Genomic DNA, 25,531 nt, shown 5'->3' on the forward strand with positions numbered 1-25,531 from the left:
GCGCCGCGTTCGGCTCTCGAAGCCAAATGTTCTTCACCCGGAGGGGTGCTGGCACCCCGAGGGGGAAGGTTATTTGGCAGAAGAGAGCCAGGCGCTGGAGCTAGACAAGACGAAAAGCGAAGGCCGCAATGGCCAACTGTCGATACACAGCGCTTCTGTTTCGTTCAGTTTTGAGGGAGCGAGTCATGTTCTCTCAATGACAAAAATCGTTCCTTGAAAACTAGATAACCGGAAAAGCGGAGGCGAGCGTTTCGCCGCGATGGGCAAATGTTCTTCGCCTGCAAGGGTGCTTGCACCCGGAAGGCGAAGGTTATTTGACCCCGAGCGGCGGCGAGCCGACGCTAGACAATAAGGAAGAAGCCGAGAGCGCTGTAGGTTAAGCTAGAAAGGGCGCACGGTGGATGCCTTGGCACTAGGAGCCGATGAAGGACGGGGCAAACGCCGAAACGCTCCGGGGAGCTGTAAGCAAGCGTTGATCCGGAGATGTCCGAATGGGGGAACCCACTGTCCGTAATGGGGCAGTATCCATGCCTGAATCCATAGGGCATGGAGGGCACACCCGGGGAACTGAAACATCTTAGTACCCGGAGGAGAAGAAAGCAAACGCGATTCCCTGAGTAGCGGCGAGCGAAACGGGAACAGCCCAAACCAAGAGGCGTGCCTCTTGGGGTTGTAGGACCGCTCATTGTGGGAGTGAGAAAGGAACGGGGTAGACGAACCGGTCTGGAACGGCCGGCCAGAGAAGGTGACAGCCCTGTAGTCGAAACTTCGTTCCCTCCCGAGCGGATCCTGAGTACGGCGGGACACGGGAAATCCCGTCGGAAGCAGGGAGGACCATCTCCCAAGGCTAAATACTCCCTAGTGACCGATAGTGCACCAGTACCGTGAGGGAAAGGTGAAAAGCACCCCGGAAGGGGAGTGAAAGAGAACCTGAAACCGTGTGCCTACAAGTAGTCAGAGCGCGTTCATGCGTGATGGCGTGCCTTTTGTAGAATGAACCGGCGAGTGACGATGGCGTGCGAGGTTAAGCCGAAGAGGCGGAGCCGCAGCGAAAGCGAGTCTGAACAGGGCGAAAAGTACGTCGTCGTCGACCCGAAACCAGGTGATCTACCCATGTCCAGGGTGAAGGCCGGGTAACACCGGCTGGAGGCCCGAACCCACGCACGTTGAAAAGTGCGGGGATGAGGTGTGGGTAGGGGTGAAATGCCAATCGAACTTGGAGATAGCTGGTTCTCCCCGAAATAGCTTTAGGGCTAGCCTCGGGATGGAGAGTGTTGGAGGTAGAGCACTGATTGGGCTAGGGGCCCTCATCGGGTTACCGAACCCAGTCAAACTCCGAATGCCAACGACTTATGCCCGGGAGTCAGACTGCGAGTGATAAGATCCGTGGTCGAGAGGGAAACAGCCCAGATCGCCAGCTAAGGCCCCAAAGTGCACGTTCAGTGGAAAAGGATGTGGAGTTGCAAAGACAACCAGGATGTTGGCTTAGAAGCAGCCACCATTTAAAGAGTGCGTAATAGCTCACTGGTCGAGTGACTCTGCGCCGAAAATGTACCGGGGCTAAACGTGCCGCCGAAGCTGCGGGATGACCGTTGGTCATCGGTAGGGGAGCGTTCTAAGGGCGTTGAAGCCAGACCGGAAGGACTGGTGGAGCGCTTAGAAGTGAGAATGCCGGTATGAGTAGCGAAAACAGAGGTGAGAATCCTCTGCGCCGAAAGCCTAAGGGTTCCTGAGGAAGGTTCGTCCGCTCAGGGTTAGTCGGGACCTAAGCCGAGGCCGAAAGGCGTAGGTGATGGACAACAGGTTGAGATTCCTGTACCACCTCCTTCCCGTTTGAGCGATGGGGGGACGCAGGAGGATAGGGCGAGCAGGCGGCTGGAAGAGCCTGTCCAAGCCGCAAGGCTGATCCGTAGGCAAATCCGCGGATTGTAAGGCCAAGCGGTGATGGCGACGGAGTCATCCGGAAGTCCCCGATTTCACACTGCCAAGAAAAGCCTCTAGCGAGGGAAGAGGTGCCCGTACCGCAAACCGACACAGGTAGGCGAGGAGAGAATCCTAAGGCGCGCGGGAGAACTCTCGTTAAGGAACTCGGCAAAATGACCCCGTAACTTCGGGAGAAGGGGTGCTCGTTTGGGTGAAGAGCCCGAACGAGCCGCAGTGAAAAGGCCCAAGCGACTGTTTATCAAAAACACAGGTCTCTGCGAAGCCGAAAGGCGACGTATAGGGGCTGACACCTGCCCGGTGCTGGAAGGTTAAGGGGAGCGCTTAGCGGAAGCGAAGGTGCGAACCGAAGCCCCAGTAAACGGCGGCCGTAACTATAACGGTCCTAAGGTAGCGAAATTCCTTGTCGGGTAAGTTCCGACCCGCACGAAAGGTGTAACGACTTGGGCGCTGTCTCAACGAGAGACCCGGTGAAATTATACTACCTGTGAAGATGCAGGTTACCCGCGACAGGACGGAAAGACCCCGTGGAGCTTTACTGCAGCCTGATATGGAATTTTGGTATCGCTTGTACAGGATAGGTGGGAGCCTGGGAAGCCGGAGCGCCAGCTTCGGTGGAGGCGGCGGTGGGATACCACCCTGGCGATATTGAAATTCTAACCCGCACCCCTTAGCGGGGTGGGAGACAGTGTCAGGCGGGCAGTTTGACTGGGGCGGTCGCCTCCCAAAAGGTAACGGAGGCGCCCAAAGGTTCCCTCAGAATGGTTGGAAATCATTCGGAGAGTGCAAAGGCACAAGGGAGCTTGACTGCGAGACGGACAGGTCGAGCAGGGACGAAAGTCGGGCTTAGTGATCCGGTGGTTCCGCATGGAAGGGCCATCGCTCAACGGATAAAAGCTACCCCGGGGATAACAGGCTGATCTCCCCCAAGAGTCCACATCGACGGGGAGGTTTGGCACCTCGATGTCGGCTCATCGCATCCTGGGGCTGTAGTCGGTCCCAAGGGTTGGGCTGTTCGCCCATTAAAGCGGTACGCGAGCTGGGTTCAGAACGTCGTGAGACAGTTCGGTCCCTATCCGTCGCGGGCGCAGGAAATTTGAGAGGAGCTGTCCTTAGTACGAGAGGACCGGGATGGACGCACCGCTGGTGTACCAGTTGTCCCGCCAGGGGCACCGCTGGGTAGCTATGTGCGGACGGGATAAGCGCTGAAAGCATCTAAGCGTGAAGCCCCCCTCAAGATGAGATTTCCCACCGCGTCAGGCGGGTAAGATCCCTCGAAGATGACGAGGTCGATAGGTCCGAGGTGGAAGCGTGGCGACACGTGGAGCTGACGGATACTAATCGATCGAGGGCTTAACCTAACAAGAAAAGTGGAGGCCGCCTGCTTATCGGCGAGGCGCGCTGGAGGGCCTGCGAGCGGGCTTAGCCCGCCGCAGCAGGACCGAAGCGTCGCGAGCCGATGGCGGCCGGAACTAGACATCGAAAAGCGCAGGCGAGCGGTTCGCCCCGGCTTCTTCCGACGGTTATCTAGTTTTGAAGGAATGACTTTCCTTCTTGACAATATTTATTTTTTAAGTATAATAAATGATGTCGAAACTGAATCGCTTGCCTAGTGGTGATAGCGGAGGGGAAACACCCGTTCCCATCCCGAACACGGAAGTTAAGCCCTCCAGCGCCGATGGTAGTTGGGGCCAGCGCCCCTGCAAGAGTAGGTCGCTGCTAGGCAATCTTATTCACCAGGGAGTAGCAACACGCCTAATTCCCTTTTTCTTTTTGTTTTGCGAGTTTGATCTCAGGACTGCCCGGGAGGCTCAATATAGCCTTAGCAGGGCAGTCCTTTTGTTTTGTATGGCTGTTTTTTTGGCGCCGGCAGTGGCAACGTTGCCGTTCCTTATGGTAAAATTTCAAAAGTGGAAGCAAAGATGATAAAATGGAATAAGGTGGAACACCATGAAGCAGTTTGAACTTACCGTGCATTCTCCGGAAGAGACGAAGGCGGTTGCACGCCGGCTCGGAGAACGGCTTCAGCCGGGGATGGTCATCGCGTTAGAGGGAGATTTAGGTGCGGGAAAAACAACGTTTACGAAAGGGATTGCCGAGGGGCTGGGCATTGTACAAAACGTCAACAGCCCGACCTTCACGATTATCAAGCAGTATGATGGGCGGCTGCCGCTTTATCATATGGATGTGTATCGGCTTGAAGACGAATGGGAGGATCTCGGATTTGATGAATATTTTAACGGTGATGGTGTTGCGGTTGTCGAGTGGGCCCATTTGATTGCGGGGCAGCTGCCTGAGGAGCGGCTGACCGTTTCTTTGTTTCGCCATGGCGGCGATGAACGGAGACTTGTCTTTGAGCCGTCAGGGTGGCGCTATGAACAGCTATGCAAGGAGATTTTTGCGTCATGAAAATATTAGGGATTGATACATCGAATATGCCGCTAGGCATTGCTGTGGCGGATGGGGATGTTATTAAAGGGGAATTCATTACGAGTGTCAAAAGAGATCATTCTGTCCGGACGATGCCGGCCATTGAGTCGCTGCTTCGGCAGTGCGGAATGGCGCCCAATGAGCTTGATTTAGTTGTTGTTGCGAAAGGCCCTGGATCTTATACCGGGGTGCGGATCGGTGTCACCATTGCGAAAACGCTCGCTTGGTCGCTCGGCATTCCGATAGCCGGCGTCTCGAGTTTAGAGGTGCTCGCCGCTAATGGCCGGTATTTCCCCGGTTTGCTCGTCCCGCTGTTTGACGCGCGGCGCGGACAAATTTACACCGGGTTGTACCGGTACGAGGACGGCGCGCTCCGATGCCTTGAAGCGGACCGGATTGTGGCGGCGGACGAGTGGGCCGATCATTTACGCAGACGGGGAGAGGATGTATTGTTCATCGGGGCCGATGCGCCGGTATATAGTGAGCTGTTTCGGAGCCGCTTGGGCGGGCGGTTTTTCATGACGCCGCCGTCGTTGACATTGCCGCGGCCAAGTGAGCTCATCATGCTCGGAAAAGAGAAAGAACATGAGAATCCGCATACGTTTGTGCCGAATTACATCCGTCTTGCGGAAGCGGAAGCGAAATGGCTTGCGAAACAAAAAGGGGACGGGGACGATGGGGATCGATGTGCAATTCCGGCCGATGACCATTCATGATATCGATGAGGTCGTGCAAGTCGAACAGGCGTCGTTTACCGCGCCGTGGAGCCGGGAATCTTTTTATAATGAACTGATGTACAATCGTTACGCGAAATATATTGTCATGGTGCACCGCGGACGGATCATCGGGTATGCGGGGATGTGGCTCGTGATTGATGAAGCGCATGTGACGAATGTCGCTGTGCTGCCACAGTTTCGCGGACAAAAACTCGGCGAAGCGCTTATGCGCCGCCTTATGGAAACAGCCAAGCAGCATGGGGCGGCGACGATGACGCTGGAAGTGCGCGTCTCGAACCATGTCGCCCAGTCGTTGTACCGAAAGCTTGGGTTTCGCAATGGCGGCATCCGCAAACGGTATTATCCGGACAATTTTGAAGATGCGCTAGTGATGTGGGTGAAACTGACATGAATGAAAACGTGCATGTACTAGGTATTGAAACGAGCTGCGATGAAACAGCGGCGGCCGTGGTGAAAAACGGAAAAGAGATTTTATCGAATGTTGTGGCGTCGCAAATGGAAAGCCATCGGCGGTTTGGCGGTGTTGTGCCGGAAATTGCCTCGCGCCATCATGTCGAACAAATTACACTCGTCATGGAGGAAGCGATGCGGCAGGCTGGCGTATCGTTTTCCGATCTTGATGCCATTGCGGTGACGGCCGGACCGGGGTTGGTTGGGGCGCTCCTTGTCGGGGTGAACGCCGCAAAGGCGCTCGCGTTTGCCCACGGGTTGCCGCTTGTCGGGGTGCATCATATTGCTGGTCATATTTACGCCAACCAGCTCGTGGCGGAGATGAAATTTCCGCTGTTGGCGCTTGTCGTTTCCGGCGGGCATACGGAGCTTGTTTACATGGAAGGCCACGGGGCGTTTCAAGTCATTGGCGAGACGCGCGACGACGCTGCTGGTGAGGCGTATGACAAGGTGGCGCGGGCTTTAGGCCTTCCGTACCCAGGAGGACCGCACATCGACCGGCTGGCTCATGAGGGCGAGCCCGTGATTGATTTGCCGCGAGCGTGGCTTGAGGAAGGTTCGTATGATTTCAGCTTCAGCGGCTTAAAATCAGCGGTTCTCAATGCGCTCCACAACGCGAAGCAGCGCGGCGAGGAGATCGATCCGAGACAGATGGCCGCGAGCTTTCAGGCCAGCGTCGTCGATGTGCTGGTGACGAAAACGGTGCAGGCCGCCAAAGAATACGGCGTACGACAAGTGCTGCTCGCCGGCGGAGTGGCGGCCAACCGCGGGCTTCGGGCTGCACTGCAGGAGAAAATGAAAGAGCTTCCCGATGTGGAGCTTGTCATCCCACCGTTATCGCTATGCACTGATAATGCGGCGATGATTGCCGTTGCGGGAACTGTGTTATATCAACAAGGAAAGCGGGCTGATTTGGCGCTCAACGCCAATCCAAGCTTGCCGCTTGTCTAGAAGGTCGGTGATTTAGTACAAAATACTGCTAGCTCCACTTGTTTCTCAATTAGAGAAAAACTGTGGAATCAGCCTTCTTTTTTGGCGAAATGCCGTTGATTTGCTCGTGACAGCAGTTTGTCACCGGCCTTCTAGGAGGTTGGGGATTTCATGAAAAACTGGCCCAAAACGCACTTTTCTCAAGTTAAAAATCCTTTTAAAGAGCGGATCGCTTAGGGCAGGCGGTCTGCTCTTTTTTGTTTGGCAAGCGGAACGGCCGTCGGGTGGGGACTTGTTGTGCATATTTTTATCCATAGGTTGTGGACAATGTGGAAAAGTAAAAAAAACATGATAACGGCGAGGAGTGCAATACACAATCATTTTTTCATAGAGGAAAGGGATTGATTGTGGATAATGTGGTAATAACTTCTGTTTTGCACAGAAAAGTGTGGATTTCTTTGTGGATAATGTGATTAACACAAAAACGGGGCTGACCTAAAAGGTCGCCTGCCTTCAAGATAGGCGCACGTCTAGTGCGGCAGAAACAGCAAGCATATATATGCAACGAAAGAGGGTGTTCCAATCCTTTGGGGACACCCTCTTGTCAGTCATCGTCCTTCACCTAAGAAGCAGCTTTCATGAACAAGGCAAAAGGCTGCTAAACGAGTTGGCCTGTGATCGGCCTGGCGCGGTGATGCGCACGAGCAGTGCACATGAAGCCGCTAGATGCCCGTGTTGGCGTTCCCTGGCAGCGGATTGGCTCAAAACGAGGCGTAGAGCTGTTCCCACTCGGCCAATAACGTTTCAAGCTGCTGTTTCCGCTTTTCGTTTTCTTGCGTGAGCTGCTGCACGGTTTCATAATCGCCGTATACAGACGGGTCGCACAGCTGCTGCTCGGTTTCAGCGATTTGTGCTTCCAGTGCGGCGATCTCGGCTTCGATCTCTTCCAGACGGCGCTGCCGTTGGCGCTGTCGTCTTTTTTCCTCTTTTTCTTGCTCGTATGTGGATTTGGCTGTTTCGCCGCTGTCCGGTGATGCGGGCGGGTGGGAGTCCAGGCGCGCCAATTCGCGCATTTCTTCTTTTTTCGCCACGTAATAGTCATAGTCTCCTAAATATTCGACAAGCCCATCGCCCGAGAGTTCAAACAGCTTTGTCGCGATGCGATTAATGAAATAGCGGTCGTGGGAGACGAACAAGATCGTTCCCGGATAGTCGACAAGCGCCTGCTCGAGCATCTCTTTGCTGTCAAGGTCGAGATGGTTGGTCGGTTCATCCAACAAGAGAACGTTGGCTTTTTGCAGCATGAGTTTGGCGAGCGCCAGGCGTGCTTTCTCTCCGCCGCTTAAGGCGGAAACCGGTTTTAAGACGTCGTCGCCGGAAAACAAAAAGTTGCCGAGCACGGTGCGAATTTCTTTTTCGGTTTTGTCCGGGTAGGCGTCCCACAACTCGTCGAGCACTCGTTTGTTTGTCGACAGTTCCGCCTGGTTTTGGTCGTAATAGCCGATTTTCACATTTGCACCGTACCGGAGCTTTCCGGATTGGACTGGGAGCTTTCCGGCGATCGTCTTCAACAATGTCGACTTGCCGATGCCGTTTGGTCCGACCAAGGCGACACTCTCCCCCCGTGTTATGCGAAAGCTGATTTGGCGGATGACCGGTGCGCCTTCGCGATAGCCGGCGGTCAATTGCTCTGCGGTGAGCACCTCATGGCCGCTCGGCCGCTCAATCGCAAAAGAAAAAGAAGCTGATTTTTCATCTCCGGCCGGGCGTTCAAGCCGCTCCATTTTTTCGAGCTGCTTTCGCCGGCTTTGCGCCCGTTTCGTTGTCGAGGCGCGGGCGATGTTGCGCCGGATGAAGTCTTCGAGGCGGGCGATTTCCTCCTGTTGCTTTTCGTATCGTTTTAGCTCTTGTTCGTATTGCTCGGCCCGAAGCTCCAAATAGCGGCTGTAATTGCCGCTATACCGCTTAAGCGTCGCGTTGGACAGCTCGTACACTTCGGTGACGACTTTGTCCAAAAAGTAGCGGTCATGGGAAACGAGCAGAACGGCGCCGGGGTATGCCTGTAAATATTGCTCGAGCCATGTGAGCGTATCGAGGTCCAAATGGTTCGTCGGCTCGTCTAAAATAAGCAAGTCCGGCTTGGCCAACAGCAGTTTTCCAAGGGCGAGCCGCGTCCGCTGTCCGCCGCTTAGCGAGGAAACGGGCGTTGTTTGGTAATCGTATGACGAAAATTGCAGCCCGTGCAAAACAGAGCGGATGTCGGCTTCATACTGATAGCCCCCTTGTTCTTTGTATTGCTCTTGCAAGTTGTCATACGCTTGAAGCGTTTTTTCGTAGCGGGACGGATCGGCGAGCAGATCCGGGTCGCCAAGCTGGGCGCCGAGCTCTGCTAGCTGCGCTTCGATCGCCCGGAGCGGCGCGAATACGTCCAGCATCTCGTCCCAAATGGAGCGTGACGAGTCGAGCCCGCTGTTTTGCGCCAAATAGCCGATTTTGATATGGCTTGGCTTGATGATTTCACCGCTGTCGGAAGAAAGTTCGCCGGCGATGATCTTCAGCAGCGTCGATTTGCCTGCGCCGTTGCGGCCGACAAGAGCAATGCGGGCGCGGGACTGTATTTCTAGTTTTATATTCGATAAAATAAGGTCAGCGCCAAAATATTTCGTGATTCCATTCACTTGCAAAATGATCATGTCCGTCACCTCGCGAATAGTTTAACGTAAGTCGCGAAAACGGTCAAAGACAGATAACGAAAAATGGTGTATAGTGATAAATGGAGGAGATTGTCTTGTCATCGTTTACGCATTTCAATGAACAAGGCCGGGCGAAAATGGTCGACATTACGAACAAGGAAGATACGATCAGGATAGCGGTGGCGAGAACGAGCGTCACCGTCAATGAAGAGATTTACGAAAAGATGACGAACAATGCCATTGAGAAAGGTGATGTGCTGGCGGTAGCCCAGGTGGCCGGGGTCATGGCGGCGAAAAAAACGGCCGATCTTATTCCGATGTGCCATCCGCTTATGTTAAAAGGCGTCGATATTGCCTTTGCTTGGGAAAAAGAGGCGGAAGCGTATAAACTTGTGATTACCGTGACGGTCAAAACGAAAGGGAGCACAGGAGTGGAGATGGAAGCGCTGACGGCGGCTTCGGTATGCGCATTGACTGTGTACGACATGTGCAAATCGCTCGATAAAGGAATGACGATCGGTCCAACGTATTTGGTCGAAAAAACGGGCGGGAAGTCCGGCCATTATCGACGGAAAACCGATTAGCTGGGGGATGAAACGATGAGCAACGAACAACCGAAAATCCCGCAGGCGACTGCCAAGCGTCTGCCGTTATACTATCGGTTTTTGAAAAATTTACATGCCTCAGGGAAGCAGCGCGTGTCCTCCGCCGAGCTGAGCGAGGCGGTGAAAGTCGATCCGGCGACAATTCGCCGCGACTTTTCGTATTTTGGCGCGCTTGGCAAAAAGGGATACGGGTATAATGTCAATTATTTGTTGTCGTTTTTCCGCCAGACGCTTGAAGAGGATGAGGTGACCGAAGTCGCCTTGTTTGGCGTCGGCAATTTAGGCACCGCCTTTTTAAACTACAACTTTTCGAAAAATAACAACACGAAAATTGTCATGGCGTTTGATGTCGATGAACGGAAGGTCGGAACGACAGTCGGCGGGGTGCCGGTCTATCATCTCGATGAGCTGGAGGAGCGGCTTCGCGGCGACATTCCGATCGCGATTTTAACCGTGCCGGCCGCCGCGGCTCAAGCGCTGACCGACCGCCTTGTCGCGCAAGGAATTAAAGGCATTTTAAACTTTACTCCGGCGCGGTTGAACGTGCCGAACCATATTCGTGTCCATCATATCGATTTAGCCATTGAGCTGCAGTCGCTCGTCTATTTTTTGAAAAACTATCCATCGCCATCGTAAAAAGGAGAGAACAACACATGAAATATTTGTTGCTCGTTCTTGTCATTTTGTTGCTGTTTGGCACGAAAAAGCTGCCGGAGTTGGGGCGGTCGTTCGGCCAGTCGCTTCGCGAGTTTAAAGACGCCACAAAAGGGCTCGCTGATGACGAAGAAACGAAAACCGACCGATGACAAGGCAGGATGGGGAAACGATGAATGACAAAGAAATGTCCGTGTATGAACACCTCGGAGAGCTGCGGAAACGGCTGATCATCGTGCTTCTCTTTTTCGTTGCGGCGCTTGTAGCCAGCTTCTTTTTTGTCGATGACGTCATTGTGTATTTGCAGCACACTGCGGAAGCGAAACAGCTGACGATGAACGCGTTCCGCCTCACCGATCCGATTAAAGTGTATTTTCAGTTTGCCTTTGTCATCGCCGCTGTACTGACTGCTCCGGTGCTGTTGTATCAAATTTGGGCGTTTGTCAGTCCGGGGCTGTATGAAAAAGAGCGGAAAGCAACGCTCAGCTACATTCCAGCATCGATCATTCTATTTTTAGCCGGGGTTGGTTTTGCGTATTTCGTCTTGTTTCCATTTGTCGTCCGGTTTATGAATCAGCTGGCGGAACGGCTCGGCATTCAACAGATGATCGGCATTAATGAATATTTTCAGTTTTTGCTGCAGCTCGTGCTGCCGTTTGGCATCGTGTTTCAGCTGCCGATTGTTGTCCTGTTTTTCACCCGCTTAGGGCTTATTACGCCGCAGCTTCTTGTTCGCATCCGCAAGTATGCGTATTTGGCGCTGCTTATTTTAGCGGCCGCCATTACGCCGCCGGATGTGTTGTCGCAAGTGATCGTCATGATTCCACTGACGCTTTTGTATGAGGGGAGCATCTGGGTTGCCAAAATCGGCTATCGAAAGGCGCAATTAGCGGCGGAGGAAGGAAGCGGCGATCCATATTGAGGGCAGCATCAAGAGGACGGTTCATACGGCGCCAGGCAAAAACCCTCCCCCAATGGGGAGGGTTTTATTGTCTCGGTGTGAAGAACAAGCGAAAGGCGGTGCCGAAATCAAAAGCGGCCAGCGCCGCCAACGCGATGGTTGAGACGTTCCAAATCGTTTCATGAACGCTTTCGATCGCCAAATACGTAAACAGGAAGCCCAAGATGAAATACGGAACAGAAAACAGCCGCGGATGGCGCGTCATAGCCAAATCCTCCAAATGGCCAGCGGCAGTTCCGCTTGGCGCATCATGTTTTCCAATTCATCAGCCAACAAAATTTGAACGGCAACGACAAACGTGTTCATTGCTACATGGGCGAACATCGGCACGAAAATGCGTCCGGTTTTGGCGTATAAAAAGGCGAACACCATCCCCATGGATGTGTACAAAAGCAAATGCTCCGGCTCCATGTGGGCGAGAGCAAACAGAAGCGAGCTGGCCAGCGCTGCCAACCAAAAGTTGTATTTTTCATAAAGCGAGCCAAAAATGATTTTGCGGAAGATGAGTTCCTCCAAAACCGGGCCGATGACCGACGTGACGACGACGAGCAATGGCGTCAGGCGGATGATGTCGATGATTTGCCTTGTGTTTTCCGAGCCCGGCTCAATGCCCAATAGACGCCATTCGATGTTGGCGGCAACGCTTTGCGCGGCAAGCGCCAAAAAGACGCCCGAGATCGCCCACATCCATGACGAGGCGAGCGGCAGCCGCCGCATTGTCCGTTCATCGCGGTCGCCGCGCAGCAGCCATAAAATGATGGCAAAAGCCAATAAAAAGCTGATGACCGCCCAATAGCCGGAGGCAATTTTCGCTGCTTCGAGACGTGTTTGCGCGCCTTGGCCGACGCCGAGGGAGCGAAGGAGCGGCACACCGACAAAGGAAGACAGCTGCATGGCGATATAGGTGATGATGACATACCAGTAACGGCGCTTCAAATCGTTTTACCCCTTTATTTCAAATATATCCGTATTGTAGCACATGTTCGGCGAAATGATAAGAAAAGCGCGCCGGCCGTGGTTGGCGCGGCCGCCACAAAAAAATTGCCTAGCGTTGTTTATTGATGTTAGAAATGTGCAATAATGAAAATGGATTTTGTGCGCCGATTGATCTGGGGCCTGACAGCTTGTTATCCCATTTTCTCCTTATCTTCGCGCATGAAAGAAAAACAGTTATTTTTTTGTATTTCCTACTTGCAAAACGGAGAAGAGTTCATTAATATTATAAGTGTGTTAGCACTCAATAATGATGAGTGCTAATAAGAACGGCGAAAACTATCGTTAAGGAGGTTGTTTCCCGTGTTGAAGCCATTAGGCGATCGCATTGTCATTGAAGTCGTGGAAACTGAAGAAAAAACGGCTAGCGGCATCGTGCTGCCGGATACGGCGAAAGAAAAGCCGCAAGAAGGCCGCGTTGTCGCTGTCGGTGCAGGCCGCGTGCTTGACAACGGCCAACGCGTTGCGCCGGAAGTTGAAGTCGGCGACCGCATCATTTTCTCGAAATACGCCGGCACGGAAGTAAAATACGACGGAAAAGAATACTTAATTTTGCGCGAAAGCGACGTTTTGGCTGTCATCCGCTAATATATTGCGTTTACCACATAAACATTCCGGAAAACTGACATATCCTTAACTTTATGACACGAATACTTACCTTTTTCACGGCATGCAGTGAAATAAATTCATAAGGAGGTAACGGGGTATGGCAAAGGAAATTAAGTTCAGCGAAGAAGCGCGCCGTGCGATGTTGCGCGGGGTGGACAAACTCGCAGACGCAGTGAAAGTCACATTAGGTCCGAAAGGCCGCAACGTCGTATTGGAGAAAAAATTCGGTTCTCCGCTCATCACGAACGACGGGGTAACGATCGCGAAAGAAATCGAACTCGAAGACCCGTTTGAAAACATGGGCGCGAAACTGGTCGCTGAAGTCGCCAGCAAAACGAACGACATCGCTGGGGACGGGACGACAACGGCTACCGTATTGGCTCAAGCGATGATCCGTGAAGGATTGAAAAACGTGGCAGCTGGCGCCAATCCGATGGGCATCCGCCGCGGGATTGAAAAAGCGGTAGCGGTAGCGGTTGAAGAATTAAAAGCCATCTCCAAACCGATCAAAGGAAAAGAATCGATCGCCCAAGTGGCTGCGATCTCGGCTGCTGACGAAGAAGTCGGCCGATTGATCGCTGAAGCGATGGAACGCGTCGGCAATGACGGCGTCATCACGCTTGAAGAATCGAAAGGCTTCACGACGGAACTCGACGTTGTCGAAGGGATGCAATTCGACCGCGGTTACGTTTCGCCGTACATGATTACAGATACGGAAAAAATGGAAGCTGTTCTCGAAAATCCGTACATCTTGATTACGGACAAAAAAGTATCGAGCATCCAAGAGCTGTTACCGGTTCTTGAGCAAGTCGTGCAACAAGGCCGTCCGCTCCTGATCATTGCGGAAGATGTCGAAGGCGAAGCACTCGCAACGCTTGTTGTCAACAAACTGCGCGGCACGTTCAATGCGGTTGCTGTCAAAGCGCCTGGCTTCGGTGATCGCCGCAAAGCGATGCTCGAAGACATTGCGATTTTGACAGGCGGCGAAGTGATCTCGGAAGAGCTTGGCCGTGAACTGAAATCGACCACGATCGCGTCGCTCGGCCGTGCGTCAAAAGTGGTTGTTACGAAAGAAACGACGACGATCGTCGAAGGCGCTGGCGATTCGGAGCGCATCAAAGCGCGCATCAACCAAATCCGTGCGCAGCTTGAAGAAACGACGTCCGAATTCGACCGCGAAAAACTGCAAGAACGCTTGGCGAAACTCGCTGGCGGCGTAGCGGTCATCAAAGTTGGCGCAGCGACAGAAACGGAATTGAAAGAACGCAAACTGCGCATTGAAGATGCGCTCAACTCGACTCGTGCTGCGGTTGAAGAAGGCATTGTCGCTGGCGGTGGCACGGCGTTGATGAACGTCTACAGCAAAGTTGCGGCCATCGAAGCGGAAGGCGATGAAGCAACGGGTGTGAAAATCGTCTTGCGCGCGATCGAAGAACCGGTTCGTCAAATCGCGCAAAACGCTGGTCTGGAAGGCTCGATCATCGTTGAGCGCCTGAAAAACGAAAAACCGGGCATTGGCTTCAACGCGGCAACAGGCGAATGGGTCGACATGATCGAAGCTGGTATCGTTGACCCGACGAAAGTCACTCGCTCGGCGCTGCAAAACGCTGCCTCTGTCGCCGCCATGGTCTTGACGACAGAAGCGGTCGTTGCCGACAAACCGGAAGAAAACAAAGGCAACAACAACATGCCGGATATGGGTAGCATGATGTAATCTCGCCGCAAAAGCCTTGGAACACTGGGGTTTCCCCGGTGTTCTTTTTCTTTTTGACTATATATGCCTCAGCCAGGTGTTCTTACAGCCGCTGATCGGGTGAAGGGCAGCTGTTGTTTCTCCCTCATATCGCTATTCTATTGCACCTTTTCCTCCGCTGTGCTAGTTATCGCACCTCAATGAAAAACGCATAAATCGCATTCCCTTTTTTCCAAGAGGTGTGAATGGCATAAATGTATGCCTCTTTCTTTTCCGGAAGAGTAATGATTCCGTTTTGCACCGGGCGCCAGTCGGCATCTCCGCCGTTCCATACACCCGCTTCGATCGTCAACGGGAGGTTGTCAAATTGGAGGTGTAATTTTGCCCCAGGGGCAACCGGACAGCCATACAGCGATGAGGAGCCATAGCCATCTATTTTTCATGTCGTTTCCCCCTTTCTCAGTTAGGGTATTGTCAAAAGTTTATCCTCCACACTCACGGTTTTCCCTTGAGTTTCAACGGTTGGAAGAAAAAAAGCTTGCCACCCCCGTTGTTTTCGGCCATCATTGAGGTAACGACACCCAACAGCCAAAACAAAGGAGTGACAAGCTTTGTTACCTCAATTATTAGCCTATTTGCTCGAAATAATCAAGACCCAATATCAAATCATTGTGTATTTGATGGGTGTGATCGTGGGAAAATCCTTGAATCTCGAGGACTTGGACGAACCCATCCAAAAGCCGTACCGGAAACTTCAGGTCGATGACCTTCCGATCATCGATGTGCCGGAAACCCTTGATTACCGAAAGCTGTTGGCAGACTATGAAGCCCAGCACGGACGTCCTTTACGGCCCATCCAGCGCCGCGCGAATGCGAAACACCGTGTTCCGGATTCGTTGACCTGCCCTCGCTGCCAGGCTCCCTCTTCTTACCTGTACGCCAATAACGGCGGAAAAGGGCAATACCAATGCAAAGTGTGCCAGTGCCGGTTCAACCACCGAAATCGGTTCACCAAGCAAGCGGTCTTTCGCTGCCCGCACTGCAAAAAGACGCTGGAAAAAATCAAGGAACGCAAAGAATACAACATCTATAAGTGCAAGAACAACGCTTGCCCGTTTTACCAGGCCAACCTTCGCCGGATGACGAAGAAGGAGCGCCAACAGTTTCAACAGGATCCTCAAGCCTTCAAGGTGCGGTATTTGTTTCGAGAGTTCTTGTTTGACTTTCTCCCGTTGGCTTCCTCGTCGCTCATCAAGCCGAAGGTCGATTTGTCCCGGCTGGCTGCGTCGCCGCACGTGTTGGGGCTCGTGTTGACGTACTACGTCAACTTTGGGATGTCCTCGAGGGAGACCGCCGCCGCCATGAAGGACATCCATGGCGTCTCGATCTCCCATCAGACGGTGCTCAACTACGCCAACAGCGTCGCGCTTTGGATCAAGCCCTTTGTCGACCGGTTCCCGTATGAGCTGTCCGGTTCGTTTTGCGGGGACGAGACGTATATTCGCGTCAAAGGGCGCTGGCATTACCTGTTCTTTATGTTTGACGCCGTCAAAAAGATCGTGCTGTCGTATCGCGTCTCGCCCAACCGGGACACGCTCTCGGCCATCAAGGCCATCGATGATGTCCTCAGGAAGCTAGCGTCCCTCCCAGACGACTTGTCGTTCGTCGTGGATGGCAACCCGATTTATCTGCTGGCGCAACACTTCTTCGCCCAACACGGGATTTCATTTGACGTCCGCCAAGTGATCGGGCTGACCAATGAGGATCCGGTCTCGGAAGAGTTTCGCCCTCTCAAGCAGATCATCGAGCGATTCAACCGGACCTTTAAAGGCAACTACCGCCCGACCCATGGGTTTGGTGCGGAAGAAGGCTCGGTGTCCTTTGTGACGCTGTTTGTGGCGTATTTCAACTTTCTGCGCCCACACAGCGCGCTCGAAGGCCGGGTGCCGGTCGTCATCCCGGAACTGGCGGATCTTCCGCATATGCCGGCCCGGTGGACGAAGCTGATCGCCATGGCACAAGCGTTTCTCCAACAAGAGGCGGCCTGACTTTTTTGTCCTCTGGAGCCCGTTGAACAGAACTCCTGCCGGATTCGGCGAAGCGAACCCTTGACCAACCGAACACCGCCAAAGGTAAAATTCGGTCATGGCAAGGGCGGCTTTCTTATTGCCTTCTTTTTTGTCCCCGTCGCCCTTGACGACTCTTCCGCACCTTTGGCGGGTGTTGGTCAAGGGCGAATCCGGCCCTCCGCATGCCCCACGATGCTCAATGGGATGATCTGTGTGGAGTTTTCATAGAACTTTTGACGCTACCTCAGTTAGGCGTTTTGCCTGCTCATTTGTTTCATTGTCGATTGTGATTTTGGGTAAAATTAGAAATGGAAAGGCGATATCCAAAGGAGGAGAATGGAATGAACGTGCGGATTGAACGCGACTCGCTCGGTGAGGTGCAGGTGCCGGCTGATAAGTACTGGGGAGCGCAGACGGAGCGAAGCCGGCAAAACTTTCGCATCGGCAAAGAAACAATGCCGCTTGAACTCATTTATGCCTATGCCGAGCTGAAAAAGGCGGCGGCGATCGTGAACCATCAGGCTGGAAAGCTGAGCGAAGCGAAGCAGCGGGCGATTGTGGCCGCGTGCGAGGAAATTTTGGCGGGCCGATGGGATGACCATTTTCCACTCGTCGTCTGGCAGACGGGAAGCGGGACGCAGACGAACATGAACGTCAACGAAGTCGTGGCGAGGAGGGCGAATGAGCTGCTAGGTGACGGGGAGGGGCGCATTCACCCAAACGATGATGTGAACATGTCGCAAAGCTCGAACGACACATTCCCAACTGTGATGCATATCGCGATCTTCACGAAGATCCAAACGCACCTCCTGCCAGCGCTTGATGGCTTGATCGGAACATTCGCTGCGAAAGAACGCCAATATGAAAAGACGATCAAAATCGGGCGCACCCACTTGCAAGACGCGACGCCGCTCACATTTGGGCAGGAGATTTCCGGCTGGCGGACGATGCTGGAAAAAAGCAAGGCCATGATCACCGAAGCGAGTGAGAAGCTGCTTGATTTGGCGATCGGCGGCACGGCGGTCGGAACCGGAATCAATGCGCCGCCGGGATTTGGCGAACAAGTGGCCGAGCAGCTGAAGGCGCAAACCGGCTATCCATTCCGTTCGGCAACAAACAAATTCCATGCGTTAACCAGCCATGACGAGATTGTTTACGTCCACGGGTCATTGAAAGCGCTCGCTTCCGATTTGATGAAAATCGCCAACGACATCCGCTGGCTGGCGAGCGGGCCGCGCTCCGGGCTCGGGGAGATCACGATTCCAGCCAATGAACCGGGGAGCTCGATCATGCCGGGGAAAGTGAATCCGACGCAAAGCGAAGCGATGACGATGGTCGCTGTTCAAGTGTTCGGCAACGACGCCACGATCGGTTTTGCGGCAAGCCAAGGCAACTTCCAATTAAATGTGTTCAAGCCAGTCATCGCTTATAACGCCATTCAGTCCGTGCAGCTGCTCGGCGATGCGATTCGTTCGTTTGATGAGCGGTGCGCCAAAGGGTTGGAGGCGAATGAAGCGAAAATGAAAGAATACGTAGAGCGGTCGCTCATGCTCGTGACGGCGCTGAGCCCGCATATCGGCTATGACCGGGCGTCGGAAATCGCGAAGCTCGCCCATCGCGAAGGGTTGACGCTCAAGGAAGCGGCATTGAAAACCGGGTATGTGACAGCTGAGCAGTACGAAGAATGGGTGAGGCCGGAGAAGATGATTTAGCGGCACAAAACGACGGGTAGATCAGCCGTGAGCGAATAGGCGGGCCAAAAACGGGGCTGACCCAAAACGCGAATGCGTTTTGGGATCAGCCCCCACTTTTTTGCCTCAAATATAGAAGAATCGCCCTTTTTTCTGGTAGAATAGAGTCACCAAAACCACTACCACCGAAAGAAGGGCGATTCTTTTATGAAACATGATCATATTTCCTTTAAAGAGTATACCATGGACAACCTCTCTTTGCCAAGCAACATCGCCGATCTCATTCCACGGGATAACATGGCCCACGTGGTTCATGAGATGGTTGAACGCATCCCGATGGAGACGTTTCTTGCTTACTACAAAGGAGGGGGCGCCTCCGCCTATCATCCGAAAATGATGACCAAAATTCTCCTTTACGCTTACACCCAAAAAATGTATCATGGCCGTGAGATTGCACGGCAGCTCGAAGTCCACCTTCCCCTCATGTGGCTAAGTGGATTTCAAAAGCCGGACTTCCGCTCCATCAATCGGTTTCGTTCGGAGCGGATGAAAGACCTGATTGACGACCTGTTCCGGGAAATGATCACGCTGTTCGTGGCCGACGGCTATGTCAAGATGGAAGATTATTTTGTGGATGGAACGAAAATTGAAGCGAATGCCAACCGGTACACCTTCGTTTGGCGCAAATCGGCTGAGAAGTACCAGGAGAAACTCCAAGCCAATGTCGATCGGCTGATTGCCCAGATCGAGGCGATCGTGGAAGAAGAAAAGGCGGAAGACATCGACCCTTCGCCGGCCTTTACGTCAGAAGAAATCCGAAAGAAAACCGAGGAGTGGGAAAAACGGTTGGAGGCCGAGCCGGACAACCAACCGTTGAAGAAGGCCATCAAGAAGATGAAGGAGGACTACTTGCCCCGCAGTGAAAAGTATGAACACCAACTCCATGTATGCGGGGATCGCAACAGCTATTCCAAGACCGATGTGGATGCCACCTTCATGCGGTTGAAGGAGGATCACATGCGAAACGGCCAGCTCAAGCCGGCCTATAACGTACAGGTGGGTTCTTCCGGCCAATTTATTTTGGGGTATTCCCTTCATCAGAGGCCGGGCGACACTCGTTGTCTTCTCCCGCATTTGGAGACCGTTCGAGAGAAGTACGGCGTGGAACCCGAACGTTTGATCGCTGACGCGGCTTATGGCTCGGAAGAGAACTACGTGAAGCTGGAAGAGAAGCACATATCGGCCTTGATCAAGTACCATACGTATGAGAAGGAGAACACGCGCAAGGTCAAGAAAAATCCGCATCATCAGCAGAATTGGACCTATGTGGAAGAAGAAGACGTTTGGATTTGCGCCAATGGGAAAAAGCTGGTTCGCACCGGAACTTCGAAACAGACCACGGAATCAGGATACACCTCGGTCACCCGACACTACCAATGCCATGAATGCGAAGGATGTCCGTTCCGTTCGGCCTGCACGACTTCCAAGTATGGACGAACCACGCAATGGAACCCCATCTATCATGAACAAAAACAGAAAGCCCGCGAACGGTTGGAGAGTGAAGAAGGGCAAGCCCGATACCGCCAACGCCAAACCGACATTGAGAGTGTATTTGGGCAAATCAAACAAAATCGCGGGTTTCGTCGCTTTGTCCTGCGAGGCCTCCAAAAAGTTTCCATCGAATGGGGGCTGGTTTGTGCTGCCCACAATCTTCTCAAAAAAGCCGCTAGGGACAAGCAATTGTCCTTGGTGGCGTAAATGAGGGGGAGAACAGAGTCGGAATTTTGTTCCGTTTGGTAAAATATACAAAAACCAGAGAGGGCTGACTCCAAAAGTCCGCTTTTTGGCGGACTTTTGGGTCAGCCCCGTTTTTCCATTGAGACAGCCTCCTGCCGCCAGCTGGCTGCTTTGCACCGGGCAAATGTTAAGCAAACAGGCGAATGAGTTCATTAATCGACAAGACGGCAAACAGCGCCAGACAAAGAACGAGCAGCGCATTCGAGAGCCAATGGTTGCGCCCTTTTTCTGGAAGCGCTTTTTTCGAATTGAGCAAATAAAGAAGCGTCACAGCCAAAAATGGCATAAACAGCGCGCCGAGCGCCCCGTAGGCGATGATGAGTCCGACCGGCTTGCCGATGAAATGCAAGAGCATCGGCGGGAAGGTGAGCCAAAAGACGTAGAAGCGGAACGCTTTTGACTGGTTGAGCGATTCAGCGCCAACCGGCGTTTTCCGCATGTTGCGAACAAAATCGGCGAACAAATACGAAACGCCGTTCCAAACGCCGATGACCGATGTAAATGACGCCGACCAAAAGCCGAGCAAAAAGAGCCAACGGGCAGCCGGGTGCAGCTCGTTGCCCATGATCGAAGCGAATGACACAAGCCCCTGCTCGCCGCTGATCGTCGTGTCAGTGCCGTACAACAAGGCGGCGCCCCAAGCACGAGAAGCGACAACATAAAGATGGCGGTGACAATATAAGCGACAGCGGGATCATAGCGCATCGGCGATACGTAAGCTCGCCCTTTCCAGCCGTTTTCCTGTAGCCAATATCCGTATGACGCCATGGTGATAGAGCCGCCGACGCCGCCGATCAGCCCCGGGCCGATCATCGTCCACTTCGATTTCCCTTTTTTCTCTTCCCCCTTGTTGCAAATAGGTTCCAAAAGTTCAGTATATTCGATATTGTAGTAATAGTATAAACTTCACCTTGTCTACCGCTGAAAGACCCATTCATTACTATAAAAGGAGTTTGATGTCATGGCGATTTACGAGCCGCTGCTCCCCCCTTTTGAAAAGGTGGTCCGCAACATTGAGCAAGTCATTGTCGGAAAACGCGACGTCATCATCCTCAGCTTAACAGCGTTATTGGCCAAAGGCCATGTGCTGCTCGAGGATGTGCCCGGCGTCGGCAAGACGATGTTGGTGCGTGCGCTGGCGAAATCGTTCAACGTGGAGCTGAAGCGCATTCAGTTTACGCCGGATTTGCTGCCGAGCGATGTGATCGGCGTTTCCGTCTACAATCCGAAAACACAGCAATTTGAGTATAAACCCGGACCGATTGTCGCCCACATCGTGCTCGCGGACGAGATCAACCGGACGTCTCCGAAAACGCAATCGGCGCTCCTGGAAGCGATGGAAGAAGGAAGCGTGACTGTTGACGGCGTCACCCGGGCGCTGCCGCAGCCGTTTTTGGTGATGGCGACGCAAAATCCGATTGAATATGAAGGAACGTATCCGCTCCCCGAGGCCCAGCTTGACCGGTTTTTAGTGAAACTGCACATGGGCTATCCGTCTCCCGATGAGGAAATCGAAATGTTAAACCGTCTCGAAAAAGCGGCGCCACTTTCGGAGATCGGGCCGGTGATGCCGCTTGATGAACTGCTCACTCTGCAGCGAAAGGTGATGGGCGTGCATGTGAGCGACACCGTGAAGCGGTATATCGTCGATCTCATCCAGCAAAGCCGTGTGCACGAAGCGGTCTATTTGGGCGTCAGCCCGCGCGGGGCCGTCGCTTTGATGAAGGCGGCGCAGGCGTACGCGTTCATCCATGGCCGCGATTTTGTCATCCCTGATGATGTGCAGCACCTTGCTCCCTACGTGCTGGCTCATCGCCTGCTTATTCGTCCGGAAGCGAAATGGGACAAGCTTGATGCCACTGCCGTCATCAAACAGCTTCTAGCCTGTACGCCGGTGCCGGTGCAAGGACGGCGATAAAAGCGATGAACGCGAAGCGAATGAAGAAGGGGAGGCGTTGGCTCCCGCTTGTTGGATTGTTGCTGTTGACCGCCATCTTGTTTTCCTATGCCATGTTTCAAGGCGGATTTGTCAGCTGGTTTTTGTTTTACAGCTTTTTGCCGTTTGGACTGCATGCGTTTGCCGTCGCCTTGTATCCGATCAGACGCGTTGCGGTAAGCCGGACGGTGCCGGCGAAGCGCTATCATGCAGGAGAACCGATTCCGGTGACGGTCCGCATGGAGCTGCCTTGGGCGATTCCGCCCGCTGCCCTCACCGTTTCGGGCCAGGAGCCGCGGCATGGAGGGGCGATGGCCGCGTGGCCGTTTCGACGCCGCCTTTCTTGTGCGTGGTCGCTCTCGTTGCCGCGCGGCCGCCATCAGTTGGACATCGTGCGCCTCGAGGCTTCTGACGCCCTCGGCTTTGTGAACAAAGCAGAATCGTTTTCGGCGCCGTGCACGATCATCGTGTATCCCCGCTATTGGCCTTGGCCGGCAGAAATGGTGCGTGAATGGTTCGCCTATGGAAAAGAGGCCCGCCCGCTTGCTTACCGCCGCGATCTGGCGGTGGCGGCCGGCGCCCGCGAGTACGCGCCCGGTGACAAAATGTCGTGGGTGCATTGGAAGGCGTCAGCGCGAAGGCAAGCGTTGATGACAAAAGAGTTCGATGAGCCGCGCAATGACGATTGGATCGTCGTGCTCGACGGCGCCGCATCGCCATGGTTTGAGGAGCTTGTCACGCTGGCGGCGTCCATCGCGAAAGCGTTGATCAATGAAGGAGTCCCAGTCGGCCTGCTCGTGACTGGAAAAGCCCGTTCTTATTTAGCGCCGCGGCGAAGCGAGGAGCAGTGGCCGTCGCTCCTTCTCCGTCTGGCGGAAGCGGAGGCGAACGGATCAGCGCCGCTTGCGTCTCAATTGGCGGAGGAGGGGAACTGGAGAACAGCGGCCGGTTGCGTGGTCGTGACGTCGAGGTTATCCGCCGAGTTGGCTGCGCAGCTGCGAGCGATGGCGTCAAAACGCTGCATAGTGTTGTATGTGGTCAACCGTGAATGGGGAGAGGACGAGCGGAGGTGGGCGGACGGACTCCGCCATGCGGGGGTGCACGTATCCCACATGCCCCCTCAATCATGGCAAACTGTCCGGCAAGGAGGAGAAGACGGATGAGGCGGTTAGGGACAAGGATGTTGTCTGCTATGCTGCCCAACGTCCTAGCGGCTTGGCTGCTCACGGAATGGCTTTGGCCGTTGGAAGACGTGACGGATACAGCGCATATTAGATTGTTTGCGGCCTTTGTCGCCCTTTGCTTCGGGATGTATTGGCTCCGCCTTCCGATCTGGCTGTCCGCTTTGGGGAAAGCGGGATATATATGGTGGTCGCTCGCTTGGCTGTTTTCGTTCCATTCGGCCGCCTCGCTGCCGTATTCCTTATGGCGGGATGGCGCGGCTTGGCTGCAGGGGGGACGCTTGTCCATGCCGAGCGATGCCGTGCGCACCTTTGCCTTTTTTCTGCTGCTATGGGCCATCTCGTTTCTGTTTCATTGGCTGATTGTCCAGAAAAAACGGTGGTTTGTCCCATACGCATTGACAGTTGGGTATATCGCTGTGCTTGATACGTTTTTTCCGTATAGCGGGAACGACGCGATCGTTCGCCTTGTGGCGCTTGGCTTTTTCGCCTTCGTTTGGCTGCATGGCGAGCGGCTGCAGGCAAAAGCGCCGTCTTTTCGCATCGGAACGTGGCGGGCGGCCGCTCTGTTCATTCCTGCCGTCGCTCTTGCGGCTGGGTATGCGGGACCGAAGCTGCCGCCGCAATGGCCGGATCCGGTTGCGTTTATCCGCAGCGATCATGCCCAGCCGGAAGAAACGAACGATGACTCGCCTTCTCCTGGCGTGGCAAAAGTGGGATACGGACAGAATGATTCCCGCCTCGGCGGGCCGTTTATCGCGGATGATACCGTCGTCTTTACGGCGAAAGATCGAGGGCTTCATTACTGGCGGATTGAGACGAAAGATATTTACACCGGCAAGGGATGGGAAGTGTTTCCGAGCGAGCAAGTCCGCTCGTTTGCCAACGGCGAAGAGCTCAAGTATGAATGGTGGAGCGATCAAGTTGAGACAGTGGAGCAAAAGGCGGAGATCGAGCGGCGCAATCAAGGGTTTCATCTCGTTTATCCGCTTGGGTTGCGGCGGGTGGAAGCAGCCGAACCGGTCGTGTACCGTATGGATGTGGCGACAGAGAAAATTTATACGACCGATGACAGGTCGAATGCGTTCCCTGTTGGCAAGTATTCATTGACCTATTGGGAGCCGGATTTTCCGATTGCGGCGTTGCGCGCCGCGCCCCCAGTTCGAGACCCTCTTCTGTTGAAACGATATACGCAGTTGCCAAAGACGCTTCCGCAAAGGGTGCGCGACTTGGCGAAGCAAATCGCCGCCGGAGAACAGACGGCTTACGACAAAGTGAGAGCCATTGAGCAGTATTTTCAACTTGGGCAATATACGTACGAAACAAAGGATGTCGCCGTTCCAAAAGAGAACGAAGATTACGTCGATCAATTTTTATTTGAAACAAAACGGGGGTATTGCGACAATTTTTCGACTTCTATGGTCGTGCTCGTGCGTTCGCTCGGCATTCCGGCGCGCTGGGTGAAAGGCTATACGTCCGGAAGGCTTGTCAGCGAGCAAGACGGGGAAAATCTTTACGAAATCCGCAACCATGACGCTCATGCGTGGGTTGAGGTGTATTTTGAAGGCGTCGGCTGGGTGCCGTTTGAGCCAACGCGGGGGTTTGTCAACCCGTATGCGTTTTCACTTTCTCAACAGAATGAGGAGCAACAAGCGCAGCCCTCGCAGCCGGAACTACAGGAACAGCCGCGCGTGCCGCTCGAACAATTGATCAAACGATCATCGCCAGAGCAAGACCGCCATTGGTGGGAGAAGCTGGCCGACAGTTGGTCATGGCAAATGGTGCTGGGCGTGTTCGCGATGCTGGCGGCATTGGGCGGAACGATTTACACGACAAGACGAAAATGGTGGCCGCGCCTTACGCTCCTTCGATTCCGCCGCCGCCAAGTTGACGGCCCGGAATGGCTTGTCCCCGCTTACTTGGCATTGTTGCGTCAGCTGCATGACTACGGGCTGAAACGAAAAGAAGAGGAAACGTTGCGTCAGTATGCCATCCAAGTGGATCGTTTATTCGAAACCGATGAAATGGAACGTTTGACCAAATCGTATGAACAAGCGGTCTACGGCGCAAACAGCAGCCGGATCGACCTCCGTGAGGCGCGTCAATTGTGGGAAAATTTAATAAAAAGGACGATCTCTTGACCGCCTGCCGGCAAGTTGAT

22 protein-coding genes and 2 rRNA genes are annotated in these 25,531 nt (G+C 53.8%); 19 read left to right on the forward strand and 5 right to left on the reverse strand.

Going from position 1 to position 25,531, the window contains the following annotated elements:
- The first annotated feature begins 73 nt into the window (after positions 1 to 73).
- The 7 genes from NSQ51_RS01380 (at position 74) to tsaD (ending at position 6,509) form a co-directional block, all read left to right on the forward strand.
- Positions 74 to 217 (forward strand): hypothetical protein, encoded by a 144-nt coding sequence (locus NSQ51_RS01380; protein ID WP_162489997.1) that lies wholly within the window; start codon positions 74 to 76, stop codon positions 215 to 217.
- A gap of 157 nt (positions 218 to 374) precedes the next feature.
- A 23S ribosomal RNA gene (locus NSQ51_RS01385) occupies positions 375 to 3,302 on the forward strand.
- Between the two features lie 247 nt (positions 3,303 to 3,549).
- A 5S ribosomal RNA gene (gene rrf, locus NSQ51_RS01390) occupies positions 3,550 to 3,666 on the forward strand.
- Positions 3,667 to 3,891: 225 nt separating this feature from the next.
- On the forward strand, positions 3,892 to 4,350 hold the full coding sequence (tsaE, locus tag NSQ51_RS01395) for a tRNA (adenosine(37)-N6)-threonylcarbamoyltransferase complex ATPase subunit type 1 TsaE (RefSeq protein WP_033010045.1): 459 nt from the start codon (positions 3,892 to 3,894) through the stop codon (positions 4,348 to 4,350).
- Positions 4,347 to 5,087 carry a tRNA (adenosine(37)-N6)-threonylcarbamoyltransferase complex dimerization subunit type 1 TsaB gene (tsaB, locus tag NSQ51_RS01400; RefSeq protein WP_033016751.1) on the forward strand — a complete coding sequence of 247 codons (741 nt, stop codon included), beginning with the start codon at positions 4,347 to 4,349 and terminating at the stop codon, positions 5,085 to 5,087. The genes tsaE and tsaB overlap by 4 nt, the downstream gene beginning before the upstream one ends.
- The gene (rimI, locus tag NSQ51_RS01405) at positions 5,047 to 5,499 is read left to right on the forward strand and encodes a ribosomal protein S18-alanine N-acetyltransferase (protein WP_033010040.1); all 453 of its coding nucleotides are present in this window, start codon (positions 5,047 to 5,049) and stop codon (positions 5,497 to 5,499) included. Before tsaB ends, rimI begins: the two co-directional genes overlap by 41 nt.
- Complete coding sequence (gene tsaD, locus NSQ51_RS01410) at positions 5,496 to 6,509, forward strand: tRNA (adenosine(37)-N6)-threonylcarbamoyltransferase complex transferase subunit TsaD (protein ID WP_047817700.1); 1,014 nt, start codon at positions 5,496 to 5,498, stop codon at positions 6,507 to 6,509. Before rimI ends, tsaD begins: the two co-directional genes overlap by 4 nt.
- A gap of 740 nt (positions 6,510 to 7,249) precedes the next feature.
- Here the strand turns inward: tsaD and NSQ51_RS01415 are convergent.
- Positions 7,250 to 9,181, reverse strand: a complete 1,932-nt coding sequence (locus NSQ51_RS01415; RefSeq protein ID WP_049624796.1) for an ABC-F family ATP-binding cassette domain-containing protein — start codon at positions 9,179 to 9,181, stop codon at positions 7,250 to 7,252.
- A gap of 95 nt (positions 9,182 to 9,276) precedes the next feature.
- Between NSQ51_RS01415 and moaC the strand changes: the two genes are divergently transcribed.
- From moaC to tatC, 4 genes are read left to right on the forward strand one after another with little or no spacing between them, the layout of a single operon-like run.
- A complete protein-coding gene (gene moaC, locus NSQ51_RS01420) occupies positions 9,277 to 9,765 on the forward strand; it encodes a cyclic pyranopterin monophosphate synthase MoaC (RefSeq protein WP_033016803.1) in 489 nt (162 codons plus the stop codon).
- Positions 9,766 to 9,780: 15 nt separating this feature from the next.
- Positions 9,781 to 10,422 carry a redox-sensing transcriptional repressor Rex gene (locus tag NSQ51_RS01425; protein ID WP_033016754.1) on the forward strand — a complete coding sequence of 214 codons (642 nt, stop codon included), beginning with the start codon at positions 9,781 to 9,783 and terminating at the stop codon, positions 10,420 to 10,422.
- A gap of 17 nt (positions 10,423 to 10,439) precedes the next feature.
- A complete protein-coding gene (gene tatA / locus NSQ51_RS01430; RefSeq protein ID WP_031406010.1) occupies positions 10,440 to 10,592 on the forward strand; it encodes a twin-arginine translocase TatA/TatE family subunit in 153 nt (50 codons plus the stop codon).
- Between the two features lie 20 nt (positions 10,593 to 10,612).
- The gene (tatC, locus tag NSQ51_RS01435; RefSeq protein ID WP_033016804.1) at positions 10,613 to 11,362 is read left to right on the forward strand and encodes a twin-arginine translocase subunit TatC; all 750 of its coding nucleotides are present in this window, start codon (positions 10,613 to 10,615) and stop codon (positions 11,360 to 11,362) included.
- Positions 11,363 to 11,426: 64 nt separating this feature from the next.
- Here tatC and NSQ51_RS01440 read toward each other — a convergent pair whose 3' ends face one another.
- Positions 11,427 to 11,606, reverse strand: a complete 180-nt coding sequence (locus tag NSQ51_RS01440; protein ID WP_033010036.1) for a YdiK family protein — start codon at positions 11,604 to 11,606, stop codon at positions 11,427 to 11,429.
- Positions 11,603 to 12,337 carry a type II CAAX endopeptidase family protein gene (locus tag NSQ51_RS01445; RefSeq protein ID WP_049624795.1) on the reverse strand — a complete coding sequence of 245 codons (735 nt, stop codon included), beginning with the start codon at positions 12,335 to 12,337 and terminating at the stop codon, positions 11,603 to 11,605. The genes NSQ51_RS01440 and NSQ51_RS01445 overlap by 4 nt, the downstream gene beginning before the upstream one ends.
- Before the next feature lie 360 nt (positions 12,338 to 12,697).
- On the opposite strand from NSQ51_RS01445, the gene groES reads away from it, so the two are divergent.
- Together groES and groL are read left to right on the forward strand one after the other, a co-directional pair.
- Positions 12,698 to 12,982, forward strand: a complete 285-nt coding sequence (gene groES / locus NSQ51_RS01450; RefSeq protein ID WP_033010033.1) for a co-chaperone GroES — start codon at positions 12,698 to 12,700, stop codon at positions 12,980 to 12,982.
- Between the two features lie 118 nt (positions 12,983 to 13,100).
- Entirely contained in the window at positions 13,101 to 14,717 is a 1,617-nt protein-coding gene (gene groL / locus NSQ51_RS01455) for a chaperonin GroEL (RefSeq protein ID WP_049624794.1), read from the forward strand.
- A gap of 166 nt (positions 14,718 to 14,883) precedes the next feature.
- Here the strand turns inward: groL and NSQ51_RS01460 are convergent, their stop codons facing one another.
- The gene (locus NSQ51_RS01460; protein WP_231107667.1) at positions 14,884 to 15,048 is read right to left on the reverse strand and encodes a hypothetical protein; all 165 of its coding nucleotides are present in this window, start codon (positions 15,046 to 15,048) and stop codon (positions 14,884 to 14,886) included.
- A 259-nt stretch (positions 15,049 to 15,307) separates the two neighbouring features.
- Between NSQ51_RS01460 and NSQ51_RS01465 the strand changes: the two genes are divergently transcribed.
- The 3 genes from NSQ51_RS01465 to NSQ51_RS01475 all read left to right on the forward strand — a co-directional run bounded on the left by NSQ51_RS01465 (position 15,308) and on the right by NSQ51_RS01475 (position 20,214).
- The gene (locus NSQ51_RS01465; protein WP_047817981.1) at positions 15,308 to 16,744 is read left to right on the forward strand and encodes a DDE-type integrase/transposase/recombinase; all 1,437 of its coding nucleotides are present in this window, start codon (positions 15,308 to 15,310) and stop codon (positions 16,742 to 16,744) included.
- Positions 16,745 to 17,106: 362 nt separating this feature from the next.
- On the forward strand, positions 17,107 to 18,477 hold the full coding sequence (fumC, locus tag NSQ51_RS01470; RefSeq protein ID WP_049625479.1) for a class II fumarate hydratase: 1,371 nt from the start codon (positions 17,107 to 17,109) through the stop codon (positions 18,475 to 18,477).
- Between the two features lie 186 nt (positions 18,478 to 18,663).
- Positions 18,664 to 20,214: an IS1182 family transposase gene (locus tag NSQ51_RS01475; RefSeq protein WP_183085840.1), complete on the forward strand. Its 1,551-nt coding sequence runs from the start codon at positions 18,664 to 18,666 to the stop codon at positions 20,212 to 20,214.
- 166 nt (positions 20,215 to 20,380) lie between these two features.
- Here NSQ51_RS01475 and NSQ51_RS01480 read toward each other — a convergent pair whose 3' ends face one another.
- The gene (locus NSQ51_RS01480) at positions 20,381 to 20,878 is read right to left on the reverse strand and encodes an Nramp family divalent metal transporter (protein WP_235434235.1); all 498 of its coding nucleotides are present in this window, start codon (positions 20,876 to 20,878) and stop codon (positions 20,381 to 20,383) included.
- Between the two features lie 336 nt (positions 20,879 to 21,214).
- Here NSQ51_RS01480 and NSQ51_RS01485 point away from each other — a divergent pair, with 336 nt between their 5' ends.
- Genes NSQ51_RS01485 through NSQ51_RS01495 form a run of 3 tightly spaced genes read left to right on the forward strand, consistent with a single transcriptional unit; the run spans position 21,215 to position 25,511 of the window.
- Positions 21,215 to 22,171: a MoxR family ATPase gene (locus NSQ51_RS01485; RefSeq protein ID WP_049625458.1), complete on the forward strand. Its 957-nt coding sequence runs from the start codon at positions 21,215 to 21,217 to the stop codon at positions 22,169 to 22,171.
- A 5-nt stretch (positions 22,172 to 22,176) separates the two neighbouring features.
- Positions 22,177 to 23,352 carry a DUF58 domain-containing protein gene (locus tag NSQ51_RS01490; RefSeq protein ID WP_049625457.1) on the forward strand — a complete coding sequence of 392 codons (1,176 nt, stop codon included), beginning with the start codon at positions 22,177 to 22,179 and terminating at the stop codon, positions 23,350 to 23,352.
- Complete coding sequence (locus NSQ51_RS01495; protein ID WP_049625456.1) at positions 23,349 to 25,511, forward strand: transglutaminaseTgpA domain-containing protein; 2,163 nt, start codon at positions 23,349 to 23,351, stop codon at positions 25,509 to 25,511. The genes NSQ51_RS01490 and NSQ51_RS01495 overlap by 4 nt, the downstream gene beginning before the upstream one ends.
- Positions 25,512 to 25,531: the final 20 nt, after the last annotated feature.

The sequence above is a fragment of the Geobacillus sp. FSL K6-0789 genome, assembly GCF_038593135.1.
Taxonomy (GTDB): Bacteria; Bacillota; Bacilli; order Bacillales; family Anoxybacillaceae; genus Geobacillus; species Geobacillus stearothermophilus.

Coding starts and splice junctions, on each gene's coding strand:
- tatC (WP_033016804.1), top strand. CDS start 10,613: ATGAATGACAAAGAAATGTCCGTGTATGAACACCTCGGAGAGCTGCGG.
- NSQ51_RS01440 (WP_033010036.1), bottom strand. CDS start 11,606: ATGACGCGCCATCCGCGGCTGTTTTCTGTTCCGTATTTCATCTTGGGC.
- tsaE (WP_033010045.1), top strand. CDS start 3,892: ATGAAGCAGTTTGAACTTACCGTGCATTCTCCGGAAGAGACGAAGGCG.
- fumC (WP_049625479.1), top strand. CDS start 17,107: ATGAACGTGCGGATTGAACGCGACTCGCTCGGTGAGGTGCAGGTGCCG.
- tatA (WP_031406010.1), top strand. CDS start 10,440: ATGAAATATTTGTTGCTCGTTCTTGTCATTTTGTTGCTGTTTGGCACG.
- NSQ51_RS01475 (WP_183085840.1), top strand. CDS start 18,664: ATGAAACATGATCATATTTCCTTTAAAGAGTATACCATGGACAACCTC.
- NSQ51_RS01485 (WP_049625458.1), top strand. CDS start 21,215: ATGGCGATTTACGAGCCGCTGCTCCCCCCTTTTGAAAAGGTGGTCCGC.
- NSQ51_RS01495 (WP_049625456.1), top strand. CDS start 23,349: ATGAGGCGGTTAGGGACAAGGATGTTGTCTGCTATGCTGCCCAACGTC.
- tsaB (WP_033016751.1), top strand. CDS start 4,347: ATGAAAATATTAGGGATTGATACATCGAATATGCCGCTAGGCATTGCT.
- NSQ51_RS01490 (WP_049625457.1), top strand. CDS start 22,177: ATGAACGCGAAGCGAATGAAGAAGGGGAGGCGTTGGCTCCCGCTTGTT.
- rimI (WP_033010040.1), top strand. CDS start 5,047: ATGGGGATCGATGTGCAATTCCGGCCGATGACCATTCATGATATCGAT.
- NSQ51_RS01415 (WP_049624796.1), bottom strand. CDS start 9,181: ATGATCATTTTGCAAGTGAATGGAATCACGAAATATTTTGGCGCTGAC.
- NSQ51_RS01425 (WP_033016754.1), top strand. CDS start 9,781: ATGAGCAACGAACAACCGAAAATCCCGCAGGCGACTGCCAAGCGTCTG.
- groL (WP_049624794.1), top strand. CDS start 13,101: ATGGCAAAGGAAATTAAGTTCAGCGAAGAAGCGCGCCGTGCGATGTTG.
- tsaD (WP_047817700.1), top strand. CDS start 5,496: ATGAATGAAAACGTGCATGTACTAGGTATTGAAACGAGCTGCGATGAA.